Origin of the sequence: Leclercia sp. LSNIH8 (assembly GCF_002920195.1) — a bacterium.
Taxonomy (GTDB): domain Bacteria; phylum Pseudomonadota; class Gammaproteobacteria; order Enterobacterales; family Enterobacteriaceae; genus Enterobacter.
In genome coordinates, this window is sequence record NZ_PQJY01000001.1 from 125,912 (window position 1) to 137,628 (window position 11,717).

Here is an 11,717-nt window from a genome sequence, read left to right on the forward strand (position 1 = left end):
GCGGATTGTAATAGCAAACATTTCTGTTGCCAATGTTTGTAACCAAAGAAGGGAGCGGAACGCGAACACGTTCCGCAGGGGGATTATTGTGCGACGGGCTGAATATCGTGGATGCGGATAAAGCCGAGCTGATCGGGCGTCATGCCGTTTAGCTGCAGTGGGATATCAACATCGCTGGGGGCCAGCACACTGGCCGGAGCATTAATGAGCTGGGTCTGAACGTTCAGCTCCTGGAAGCTGTCGGTCGTGCCCTGGATCTGGCCCCACTCTACGGTGGCGCTAAATGCTGGCAGCGGATCGTTGGATTCGCCCTGGATGCGCAGCGTGGCCCGGGTGCCATCGGCATTAGGCGCAACATTCATCAGCGACATACGCAGCGTGCCTATCTGGCTGTTCAGTCGGGCAGGGGTGTTTGACCCTGGCAGCAGATAGACGCCGCTGGTCGATTTAGCGTTCAGCGCATTCTGCTGGGTGATTTTGACGGTTTCCTGGTTGAGCTTGTTCATGGTCGTATTCAGCGAACTGATGCTCTGGTTCATCTGACGAACTTCGCTTTGCTGCGCGCAGGCGCTGATGCTAAAGAGGCTTCCCACCAGCAGGATCCTCAGGTAACGTCTTGTCATGGCAATTATTTCCCTGAAATATCGGATTCTGCTAAGGGTAGTCAACGACGCAGGTGTTCGTATAGATCCTTTATCTCAAAAACGCTCCTTCTTTGTTGTGAGGCCAGTTCGGGGTAAAATAGAGTTCAGTCAACCCGATAGTCAGGACACCGTATGCATTGCCCATTCTGTCTCGCCGTGGATACCAAAGTAATCGACTCCCGACTCGTGGGAGAGGGCTCGTCCGTGCGCCGCCGTCGGCAGTGCCTGGTGTGTAACGAACGTTTCACCACCTTTGAGGTGGCAGAGCTGGTGATGCCGCGTGTGGTGAAAAGTAACGACATCCGCGAACCGTTCAACGAAGAAAAACTGCGCAGCGGGATGCTTAAGGCATTGGAAAAACGGCCAGTGAGCGCAGATGACGTTGAAATGGCGCTTAATCACATCAAAACCCAGCTGCGCGCCACCGGCGAACGCGAAGTGCCGAGTAAAATGATCGGCAACCTGGTGATGGAGCAGCTCAAAAAGCTCGATAAAGTTGCCTATATCCGCTTTGCTTCCGTGTATCGCAGTTTCGAAGATATCAAAGAGTTCGGCGAAGAGATCGCCCGCCTACAGGATTAAGCCCATGCTGGATGAGATTTACATGGCGCGAGCGCTCAAGCTGGCGCAACGCGGGCGTTTTACCACCCATCCCAATCCAAATGTCGGCTGCGTCATTGTGAAGGATGGCGAGATCGTCGGGGAAGGTTTTCACTACCGTGCCGGTGAGCCGCATGCCGAAGTCCATGCCCTGCGCATGGCCGGCGAGAAGGCGCGGGGCGCAACCGCCTACGTCACGCTGGAGCCTTGTAGCCATCATGGCCGAACCCCGCCTTGCTGCGATGCCCTGATTGCCGCTGGCGTTTCACGGGTTGTGGCGGCGATGCAGGATCCTAATCCGCAGGTAGCCGGGCGCGGTCTGTACCGCCTTCAGGAGGCTGGGATCGAGGTCAGCCACGGCCTGATGATGAGTGAAGCCGAACGCCTGAATAAAGGTTTTCTCAAGCGGATGCGGACCGGTTTCCCTTACGTGCAGTTAAAACTTGGCGCGTCGCTGGATGGCCGCACGGCAATGGCCAGCGGTGAAAGCCAGTGGATCACCTCCCCACAGTCAAGGCGCGATGTGCAACGTCTGCGCGCGCAAAGCCATGCTATCCTCACCACGCATGCCACCGTGCTGGCCGACGATCCTGCGCTGACCGTGCGCTGGGATGAGCTAAACGCGGATACTCAGGCACTCTATCCGCAAGAGAATTTACGCCAGCCGCTGCGGATTGTGGTCGACCGACAGAATCTTGTTACCCCTGAGCACCGCATTGCGCAGCAGCCAGGCGAGACCTGGTTTGCCCGCACTCAGGAAGATGCGCGCAGCTGGCCGGAAGGCGTGCGCACCATTCTGGTGCCGGAGCATAAAGGACATCTCGATTTAGTGGTGCTGATGATGCTGCTGGGCAAACAGCAGATCAACAGTATCTGGGTCGAAGCTGGCCCGACGCTCGCCGGGGCGCTGTTGCAGGCGGGGCTGGTGGATGAGCTGATCGTCTATCTTGCGCCTAAACTGTTAGGCAGCGACGCGCGCGGCCTGTGCGCCTTGCCAGGGCTGGAAAAACTGGCGGATGCACCGGCATTTAGCTTCAGCGAAATACGTCCGGTTGGGCCGGATGTCTGTCTTCACCTGACCACCGCGTAAGGCTTGCCTAAATAGGGAAGCAGTGCGCAAAATATTATGATAAAATCCGCCCCCCTGCGGGGCCACCAAATGAACCCGTTAAGGAAGAGTATGAACATTATTGAAGCAGCCGTTGCTACCCCGGACGCTCGCGTCGCCATCACCATTGCGCGTTTCAACAACTTCATCAACGACAGCCTGCTGGATGGCGCGATTGACGCCCTGAAACGTATCGGCCAGGTGAAAGACGAAAACATTACCGTTGTCTGGGTTCCGGGTGCTTACGAACTGCCACTGACAGCGGGCGCACTGGCGAAAACCGGCAAATACGATGCGGTAATCGCACTGGGTACGGTGATTCGTGGCGGTACCGCGCACTTTGAATATGTTGCGGGTGGCGCAAGCAACGGTCTGGCGCACGTGGCGCAGGATGCAGAAATTCCTGTCGCGTTCGGCGTACTCACCACTGAAAGTATTGAACAAGCCATCGAACGTGCTGGCACCAAAGCCGGTAACAAAGGTGCAGAAGCTGCACTGACCGCGCTTGAAATGATCAATGTATTGAAAGCCATCAAGGCCTGATTTTTTTGTAAGGGGAATTCCGTGAAACCTGCTGCTCGTCGCCGCGCCCGTGAATGTGCCGTTCAGGCACTTTACTCCTGGCAGTTGTCCCAGAACGACATCGCTGATGTTGAATACCAGTTCCTGGCGGAACAAGACGTCAAAGACGTTGACGTCGTGTACTTCCGTGAACTGCTGTCGGGAGTGGCGACTAATAGCGCGTATCTCGACGGTCTGATGAAGCCGTACCTGTCCCGTCTGCTCGAAGAGCTGGGCCAGGTTGAAAAAGCGGTGCTGCGTATCGCACTGTTTGAGTTGTCTAAACGTGACGATGTGCCTTACAAAGTGGCCATCAACGAAGCGATCGAACTGGCGAAAACCTTCGGTGCTGAAGACAGCCACAAATTTGTGAATGGCGTGCTGGATAAAGCTGCACCTGCGATCCGTCCCCGTAAAAAGTGATCCGCAAGCCGGAGTGTCGTACTGCCTTTGGGTGGTGCGGGCTCCGGTTTTTTTATTTTCTTTGCTGAGGCATAACGTATGGCATGTGGCGAATTTTCCCTGATTGCCCGTTATTTTGACCGAGTCAAAAGCTCGCGTCGCGATGTGGAAACCGGCATCGGCGACGACTGTGCACTTCTCAATATTCCCGAAAAACAGACGCTGGCGATCAGCACCGACACCCTGGTGTGCGGTAACCATTTCCTGCCGGATATTGATCCTGCCGATCTGGCGTACAAAGCGCTGGCGGTAAACGTGAGCGATCTGGCGGCAATGGGGGCCGATCCGGCGTGGTTAACCCTGGCGCTGACCCTGCCAGAGGTCGATGAAAGCTGGCTTGAAGCCTTCAGCGACGCGCTGTTTGAACAGCTTAACTACTACGATATGCAGCTGATCGGCGGCGACACGACCGCCGGGCCGCTGTCGATGACCCTGGCGATCCACGGTTACGTACCAGCAGGCCGCGCGCTGAAACGCGCTGGCGCGAAGCCGGGCGACTGGATTTATGTCACCGGTACGCCGGGAGACAGCGCGGCAGGGCTGGCGATTTTGCAGAAGCGCCTGATGGTAGAAAACGCCGATGACGCGGCCTATTTCGTGCAACGCCATCTGCGCCCGACGCCGCGTATTCTGCACGGTCAGGCGCTGCGCGATCGCGCCAGTTCAGCTATCGATCTCTCCGATGGCCTGATCTCCGATCTGGGCCATATCCTGAAAGCCAGCGGCGTGGGCGCACGGATCGACCTCGATCTGTTCCCGCTCTCTGAGGCGATGCGCAGGCATGTGGAGCCAGAGCAGGCGCTGCGTTGGGCGCTCTCCGGCGGTGAAGATTATGAGCTGTGCTTTACCGTACCCGAGCTGAACCGCGGCACGCTGGATGTGGCGTTAGCCAATCTGGGGGCTGGGTTTACCTGTATCGGCCAGATTATGCCGGAGAGCGAAGGGCTGCAATTTGTGCAGAACGGCGAGCCGGTGACGCTCGACTGGAAAGGTTACGACCACTTCGCGTAACGTTGTGCGGCTTGTATTGCCGGGTGGCGCTGCGCTTACCCGGCCTACAAATGCGTTCACATCTATTTAAAACCCACCACCGGATGCTCCTTGTACGGTGTCTCCAGCTCGGCAATCTGCTCCGGCGTCAGGGTGATATCCACGGCGTTGATCAGCTCATCCAGCTGCTCTTCCCGCGAGGCACCGATAATCGGTGCGGCTACGCCCCGTTTGCTCAGCACCCATGCCAACGCCACCTGGGCGCGCGTTACGCCAAGATCCTCGGCAACGCCCGTTAAGCGCTCAGCGATTTGCGCGTTGTTGGCCTCGGTTTCGTCATACAGCGTTTTGCCAAATTCATCGGATACCGAGCGGGCAGTGGTTTCGCCCCACGGACGGGTTAAACGCCCGCGCGCCAACGGACTCCATGGGATCACCGCCACGCCGTGCTGGTAGCAGAGGGGCAGCATCTCCCGCTCTTCTTCGCGATAAATAAGATTGTAGTGATCCTGCATGGTGACGAACGGTGCCCAGCCGTGTTGTTCCTGTAGTGCCAGTGCTTCGGCAAACTGCGCGGCATGCATTGACGACGCGCCGATATAGCGCGCTTTGCCTGCCCTGACCACGTCGTTCAACGCTTCCAGCGTCTCTTCAATCGGGGTGTTGTAATCCCAGCGGTGGATCTGCAGCAGATCGACATACTTCATGTTCAGGCGGCGCAGGCTGTCATCAATGGAGCGCAGGATCTGCGCCCGGGAGAGGCCTTCCGGCAGATCGCCTACCTGATGGTAAACCTTGGTGGCAACCACCACCTCCTCGCGGCGGGCAAAATCGCGCAGCGCCCGGCCAACAATCTCTTCGCTGCTGCCGTCGGAGTAGCTGTTGGCGGTATCAAAGAAGTTAATGCCGCCTTCGAGGGCGTGTTTGATGATCGGACGGCTGCTCTCTTCCGGCAACGTCCAGGCGTGTTTACCCCGGTCCGGTTCACCAAAGGTCATGCAGCCCAGGCAAAGACGGGAAACCTTAAGATCCGTTTTTCCTAATGTATTGTATTGCATGGTTCCACTCCTGCTGTTTGCTTAAAACGTACCGTTAAGCATAGCAGGAGCGGAAAGGGGAGGGATTATGCCAGCCAGGCGGCGATGCGCGCTTCGATACCTGCGGCATCCAGGCCGATTTCGGCGCGTGCTTCGTCCTGGGTGCCCTGCGGAATAAAGTGATCCGGCAGGCCGAGGTTCAGAACAGGCACAACTTTACGCTTCGCCATCAGCACTTCGTTCACGCCGCTGCCCGCGCCGCCCATAATCGCATTCTCTTCGAGTGTGATCAGCGCTTCGTGCTCAGATGCCATCTCCAGGATCAGCGCCTCATCGAGCGGTTTCACAAAGCGCATATCCACCAGCGTCGCGTTAAGGGATTCCGCCACTTTTGCCGCTTCCGGCATCAGCGTACCGAAGTTGAGGATCGCCAGCTTTTCACCGCGACGTTTGACGACGCCTTTACCAATCGGCAGTTTTGCCAGCGGCTCGAGAGTAACGCCAACCGCGTTACCGCGCGGATAACGCACGGCCGTTGGGCCATCCTGATAGTGATAGCCGGTGAACAGCATCTGACGACATTCGTTCTCGTCGCTCGGGGTCATCACCACCATATCCGGGATACAGCGCAAGAAGGAGAGATCGAACGCCCCCTGGTGCGTCTGGCCGTCGGCACCGACAATGCCCGCCCGGTCAATGGCGAACAGCACCGGCAGTTTCTGGATCGCGACGTCGTGGATCACCTGATCGTAGGCGCGTTGCAGGAAGGTGGAGTAAATCGCCACCACCGGTTTGTAACCGCCAATCGCCAGGCCCGCGGCAAAGGTCACCGCATGTTGCTCGGCAATGGCGACATCAAAATACTGGGTCGGGTATTTGCGGGAAAACTCGACCATACCGGAGCCTTCGCGCATCGCCGGAGTCACGGCCATCAGCTTGCTGTCTTTGGCGGCGGTTTCGCACAGCCAGTCACCGAAGATTTTCGAATAGCTCGGCATGCCGCCGCTGCTTTTTGGCAGGCAGCCGCTGGTATGGTCGAACTTAGGTACCGCGTGGAAAGTGATCGGATCTTTTTCCGCCGGTTCATAACCACGACCTTTTTTGGTCATGATATGCAGAAATTGCGGGCCTTTCAGGTCGCGCATGTTTTTCAGCGTGGAGACCAGTCCCAGTACGTCATGCCCGTCTACCGGGCCGATGTAGTTAAAGCCCAGCTCCTCAAACAGCGTGCCGGGAACCACCATGCCTTTGATGTGCTCTTCGGTGCGCTTCAGCAGCTCTTTAATGGGTGGCACGCCGGAGAGCACTTTTTTGCCGCCTTCACGCAGGGTGGAGTAGAGCTTGCCGGAGAGCAGATTCGCCAGGTGGTTGTTCAGCGCCCCGACGTTTTCAGAAATCGACATCTCATTGTCATTGAGGATGACCAGCATGTCTGGTTTGATATCACCCGCGTGGTTCATCGCCTCAAAGGCCATCCCGGCGGTGATCGCGCCATCGCCAATGACGCAGACGGTGCGGCGCTGTTTGCCCTCTTTAGCCGCCGCGACCGCTACCCCGATCCCGGCAGAAATCGAGGTGGAGGAGTGGCCGACGCTCAGCACGTCGTACTCGCTTTCGCTCCGCCACGGGAACGGATGCAGGCCGCCTTTCTGGCGAATGGTGCCAATTTTATCGCGGCGGCCGGTAAGAATTTTGTGCGGATAAGCCTGATGGCCTACGTCCCAGATCAGCTGATCGAACGGGGTGTTGTAGACATAATGCAGCGCCACGGTGAGTTCCACCGTGCCAAGCCCGGAGGCGAAATGGCCGCTGGAGCGGCTTACGCTGTCGAGCAGATAGCGACGCAGCTCGTCGCACAGCTTCGGCAGGCTCTCTTTCGGCAACAGACGTAACTCCTGGGTGGAGTCAACCAACGCCAGTGTCGGGTATTTGGCAATATCAAAACTCATCAGAGACTCATCGTGGTTTTTTCGTTATTTATCACGCTGGATTATATAGTCCGCTAGCGCTTCCAGTGCCGAGGTATCCAGCGACTGCGCAGCCAGTTGCTCAAGCGACTGACGGGCATCCGCAATCAGGTCCCGGGCTTTTTGTCGGGCTTGCTCAAGGCCCAGAAGGGCGGGATAGGTACTTTTGCCAAGCTGCTGATCGGCACCCTGACGTTTACCCAATGTTGCAGTATCGCCCACGACATCCAGAATGTCATCCTGAACCTGGAACGCTAAACCGATACTTTCTGCGTAGCGATCCAGAATCGGCAAGGCTTCGCGTCCTCGCTCACCCGCGCTCAGCGCCCCCAGACGAACGGCGGCGCGAATCAGTGCCCCGGTCTTGTGACGATGAATGCGCTCCAGCTGTTCCAGATTAACCTGACGGCCTTCCGCCTCCAGATCCAGCGCCTGACCGCCGCACATACCGGCAACGCCGCTGGCCATCGCCAGCTCCGAAACCATCGCCAGACGGTCGCGATCCGCCACTTCCACCATCGGTGCATCGCTCAGGATCGAGAACGCCAGCGTTTGCAGGGCATCGCCTGCCAGAATGGCATTCGCTTCGCCAAACTTAATATGGCAGGTTGGTTGGCCGCGGCGCAGATCGTCGTCGTCCATCGCCGGGAGATCGTCATGGATCAGCGAATAGGCATGAACACACTCCACCGCAGCGGCCGGGGCATCCAGCGTATCCAGACTGATCCCGAACATTCTGCCGGTGGCATAGACCAGAAAAGGACGCAGGCGCTTACCGCCTAACAGTGCGCCATAATGCATGGCCTCAACCAGTGGAGTGTTCTGAAAAGGCTGTGGTTCTATAAAACGGCGCAGTGCGTCGTTAGCTCGCTCGACACACGCCTGAAGCTGGTTCGAAAAATCCATCTACTCGGCATCCGGGGTGAAGGGTGTGGTGGCAGCGTTTTCATTGTCGGAGAGCAGGATCTGCACGCGCTGTTCCGCCTGTTGCAGCTTTACCTGGCCCTGGCGCGCCAGCTGCACGCCGCGTTCGAATTCATTAAGCGCCTCTTCTAACGGCAGGTCGCCGCTTTCCAGACGGGTAACGATTTGCTCCAGTTCACTCAGCGCAGTTTCGAAACTGGCGGGTGCATCGTTTTTCTTCGGCATAGTGAATGTCTGACTCTCAGTTTTTTATCCCTGATATGGTATCGGACTCAGGGTAATTATCAAATAACGCGCAATGTGCACAGGAGGCGCTTGATGGTGGTATACTTGCGCGCCTGGAAGCAGCCTTCGGTTAAAGGGGCTGCTGTACTTTTCCATTACAAGCTTAAATGCTTGCCAAAGAAACATTGCCGCCATGAAGTTTATCATTAAATTGTTCCCGGAAATCACCATCAAAAGCCAATCTGTGCGTTTGCGCTTTATTAAAATTTTAACCGGGAACATTCGTAACGTTCTGAAGCACTACGACGAGACCCTTGCCGTCGTGCGTCACTGGGATCATGTTGAAGTCCGCGCTAAAGATGAAAACAAGCGCCTGGACATTCGTGATGCCTTAACCCGCATCCCGGGGATCCACCATATTCTGGAAGTGGAAGATGTTCCATTCACTTCCCTGCACGACATCTTCGAAAAAGCGCTGGCACAGTATCGCGATCAGATCGAAGGCAAAACTTTCTGCGTGCGCGCCAAGCGTCGCGGTAAACATGAGTTTAGCTCGATTGAAGTAGAACGTTACGTGGGCGGCGGTCTGAATCAGCACGTTGAATCTGCGCGCGTACGTCTGACCAACCCGGAAGTGACCGTTCACCTTGAAATCGAAAACGACCGTCTGCTGCTGATTAAGGGGCGCTATGAAGGGATTGGCGGTTTCCCGATTGGTACTCAGGAAGATGTGCTGTCGCTGATCTCCGGCGGTTTCGACTCCGGTGTCTCCAGCTATATGCTGATGCGTCGCGGCTGCCGCGTACACTACTGCTTCTTTAACCTTGGCGGCGCCGCCCATGAAATTGGCGTGCGTCAGGTTGCGCACTATCTCTGGAACCGTTTCGGCAGCTCCCACCGCGTGCGTTTTGTCGCGATTAACTTTGAACCTGTGGTGGGTGAAATCCTCGAGAAAGTGGATGACGGCCAGATGGGCGTGGTGCTGAAGCGCATGATGGTGCGTGCAGCCTCGAAAGTCGCTGAACGCTATGGCGTACAGGCGCTGGTGACCGGCGAAGCGCTGGGTCAGGTCTCCAGCCAGACCCTGACCAACCTGCGTCTGATCGACAATGTGTCGGATACGCTGATCCTGCGTCCGCTGATCTCTCACGACAAAGAGCACATCATCGACCTGGCGCGTGAAATCGGTACCGAAGACTTTGCCCGCACCATGCCAGAATACTGCGGCGTGATCTCGAAGAGCCCAACCGTAAAAGCGGTGAAGGCGAAGATCGAAGCGGAAGAAGAGAACTTCGATTTCTCCATTCTTGATAAAGTGGTGGAGGAAGCCTCTAACATCGATATCCGCGAAATCGCCCAGCAGACCGAGCAGGAAGTCGTCGAAGTGGAGACCGTTAACGGTTTCGGCCCGGATGACGTGCTGCTGGATATCCGCTCCGTTGATGAGCAGGATGCGAAGCCGTTTGAGCCGGAGGGAGTAGAAGTGGCCTCGCTGCCGTTCTACAAGCTGAGCACCAAATTTGGCGATCTCGATAAGAGCAAAACCTATCTGCTGTGGTGTGAGCGCGGTGTGATGAGCCGTCTGCAGGCGCTCTATCTGCGCGAGCAGGGCTTTACCAATGTAAAGGTGTATCGCCCGTAGTGGTTGTGCCGGGTGGCGGCTACGCCTTACCCGGCCTACTCGTGCTTTGTAGGCCCGGCAAGCGTAGCGCCGCCGGGCAATTTCTACGCTTCGTAATAGTTGTAGATCCCCGCCGCCATCACCAGCGATGAGGCCACTTCATAGGCTTTTTCGCGCCCGACCAGCAGCTCAATAATTTTCAGCGCAAAATCAATCGCCGTACCTGGCCCCTGGCTGGTGAGCAGGTTGACGCGCGGATCCCAGACCATACGTTTGTCCACCCATTGCTCTTCGGGAATGCGATCTTTCAGCGTCGGGAAACCGGTCATGTTGCCAATCGGGAAGATATTGTGCGGAACCAGCACCGTAGCCGCCGCCGCGCAAATGGCCGCGACGATCCGCCCGGAATGGTGGAACTGCCTGACCGTCTCGACCAGCAGCGGGCTGTCGCGGAAGCACTCCGCGCCTTTCAGACCACCCGGCAGGACAATAACGTCGTAATCACCGTCGGCGACTTCCACCAGCGGTGCATCTGCCACAATCTTCACCCCACGAGAGCAGGTAATAACCAGGTTGCCATCGCTGGCGACGCTTGCCGTTGTGACGCTAATCCCGGCGCGAACCAGCAGATCGATAGTGGTGACCGCTTCGGTCTCTTCGCTACCAGGGGCGAGGCATACCAGTGCCGACGCGCTCATACTCACTCTCCTTACGTTTAACCTGTTCATACAGACGGACATTTTCTGGCACGCTGATACCGTGCGCCCGGGCGCGTTTTAGCAGGTAACCGGTGATGTAGTCAATTTCAGTATGGCGCAGGGCGCGGATATCCTGCAGCATCGAGGAGATATTCTGCGCGGTACTCTCAATGACCTCTTCGACGTAATAGCGAATGTCCTCTTCCGAGGTGTGAATGCCTTCCCGCTCCACCACCGCGGCCACCTCGGCGCACAGGGTTGCCACCTCCTCAGGGTGATGTTTAAGCTCACCGTTCGGGCAATTCAGCAGGGCAGTCAGCGGATTGATCACGCAGTTTACCGCCAGCTTGCGCCACATCTGTGGGCGAATGTTATCGTGCCAGGCGACATCCGGCAGCACCTGCTGAAAGCGATCCGCCAGATAACTGTAGTCGCCCGCCTGGTCGCGGGCAGGGCCGATATGCGTCATGCCGCTGGCGACATGAACAATCACATTGCCATCCCGGCGGGCTGCATGGGTGGTGATTGCCATCAGCAGCGGCTGGTGAATGTGTCTTAGCTCTTCAATGGTGCCCATGCCGTTGTGTAGCAACATGATCGGAGAGGTGCGGGGGAGGGTGGTTGCCAGCACCCGGACCGCATCGGAAACCTGCCAGGCTTTCAGGGTGACCAGCAGCAGATCGCTTTGCGCCAGAAAATCAGGATCGTTAGCGATAAGAGATTCGTTAAAGATACTCCCATCTTCTTCAATCACGTTTACACTGCAATAGGGCTGTGGCACGCGCAGCCAGCCCTGTACTTCATGCCCATGTTTGCAAAGTGCGGTGAGCCAAAGTTGTCCCAATGCCCCGCATCCGAGCACGGTAATTTTCATCGTTCC

General features: G+C 57.1%; 13 protein-coding genes. 6 read left to right on the top strand and 7 right to left on the bottom strand.

Annotated features, from left to right (window positions below; genetic code table 11):
• Positions 1–83 precede the first annotated feature (83 nt).
• A complete protein-coding gene (locus tag C3406_RS00595) occupies positions 84–623 on the bottom strand; it encodes a SadB/YajI family lipoprotein (protein ID WP_103824025.1) in 540 nt (179 codons plus the stop codon).
• 153 nt (positions 624–776) lie between these two features.
• On the opposite strand from C3406_RS00595, the gene nrdR reads away from it, so the two are divergent.
• From nrdR to thiL, 5 genes are all read left to right on the top strand, one after another.
• Positions 777–1,226 (top strand): transcriptional regulator NrdR, encoded by a 450-nt coding sequence (gene nrdR / locus C3406_RS00605; RefSeq protein ID WP_103178462.1) that lies wholly within the window; start codon positions 777–779, stop codon positions 1,224–1,226.
• Between the two features lie 4 nt (positions 1,227–1,230).
• Complete coding sequence (ribD, locus tag C3406_RS00610; protein ID WP_103824027.1) at positions 1,231–2,334, top strand: bifunctional diaminohydroxyphosphoribosylaminopyrimidine deaminase/5-amino-6-(5-phosphoribosylamino)uracil reductase RibD; 1,104 nt, start codon at positions 1,231–1,233, stop codon at positions 2,332–2,334.
• Positions 2,335–2,424: 90 nt separating this feature from the next.
• Complete coding sequence (gene ribH / locus C3406_RS00615; protein WP_103824028.1) at positions 2,425–2,895, top strand: 6,7-dimethyl-8-ribityllumazine synthase; 471 nt, start codon at positions 2,425–2,427, stop codon at positions 2,893–2,895.
• 21 nt (positions 2,896–2,916) lie between these two features.
• Positions 2,917–3,336: a transcription antitermination factor NusB gene (gene nusB / locus C3406_RS00620; RefSeq protein WP_032616814.1), complete on the top strand. Its 420-nt coding sequence runs from the start codon at positions 2,917–2,919 to the stop codon at positions 3,334–3,336.
• 78 nt (positions 3,337–3,414) lie between these two features.
• Positions 3,415–4,386 carry a thiamine-phosphate kinase gene (thiL, locus tag C3406_RS00625; protein WP_103824029.1) on the top strand — a complete coding sequence of 324 codons (972 nt, stop codon included), beginning with the start codon at positions 3,415–3,417 and terminating at the stop codon, positions 4,384–4,386.
• A 62-nt stretch (positions 4,387–4,448) separates the two neighbouring features.
• Here thiL and C3406_RS00630 read toward each other — a convergent pair whose 3' ends face one another.
• The 4 genes from C3406_RS00630 to xseB all read right to left on the bottom strand — a co-directional run bounded on the left by C3406_RS00630 (position 4,449) and on the right by xseB (position 8,518).
• Positions 4,449–5,423 (bottom strand): aldo/keto reductase, encoded by a 975-nt coding sequence (locus tag C3406_RS00630; RefSeq protein WP_103824030.1) that lies wholly within the window; start codon positions 5,421–5,423, stop codon positions 4,449–4,451.
• Between the two features lie 65 nt (positions 5,424–5,488).
• A complete protein-coding gene (gene dxs / locus C3406_RS00635; RefSeq protein ID WP_103824031.1) occupies positions 5,489–7,351 on the bottom strand; it encodes a 1-deoxy-D-xylulose-5-phosphate synthase in 1,863 nt (620 codons plus the stop codon).
• A 24-nt stretch (positions 7,352–7,375) separates the two neighbouring features.
• Positions 7,376–8,275: a (2E,6E)-farnesyl diphosphate synthase gene (ispA, locus tag C3406_RS00640; protein WP_103824032.1), complete on the bottom strand. Its 900-nt coding sequence runs from the start codon at positions 8,273–8,275 to the stop codon at positions 7,376–7,378.
• The gene (gene xseB, locus C3406_RS00645; protein ID WP_103824033.1) at positions 8,276–8,518 is read right to left on the bottom strand and encodes an exodeoxyribonuclease VII small subunit; all 243 of its coding nucleotides are present in this window, start codon (positions 8,516–8,518) and stop codon (positions 8,276–8,278) included. It lies immediately after the preceding gene.
• A 193-nt stretch (positions 8,519–8,711) separates the two neighbouring features.
• On the opposite strand from xseB, the gene thiI reads away from it, so the two are divergent.
• Entirely contained in the window at positions 8,712–10,160 is a 1,449-nt protein-coding gene (gene thiI, locus C3406_RS00650) for a tRNA uracil 4-sulfurtransferase ThiI (protein WP_103824034.1), read from the top strand.
• A gap of 83 nt (positions 10,161–10,243) precedes the next feature.
• On the opposite strand, the gene yajL is transcribed toward thiI, so the two are convergent.
• Together yajL and panE are read right to left on the bottom strand one after the other, a co-directional pair.
• The gene (gene yajL / locus C3406_RS00655; protein ID WP_103824035.1) at positions 10,244–10,837 is read right to left on the bottom strand and encodes a protein deglycase YajL; all 594 of its coding nucleotides are present in this window, start codon (positions 10,835–10,837) and stop codon (positions 10,244–10,246) included.
• On the bottom strand, positions 10,800–11,711 hold the full coding sequence (panE, locus tag C3406_RS00660; protein ID WP_103824036.1) for a 2-dehydropantoate 2-reductase: 912 nt from the start codon (positions 11,709–11,711) through the stop codon (positions 10,800–10,802). The genes yajL and panE overlap by 38 nt, the downstream gene beginning before the upstream one ends.
• Between the last annotated feature and the right edge of the window lie 6 nt (positions 11,712–11,717).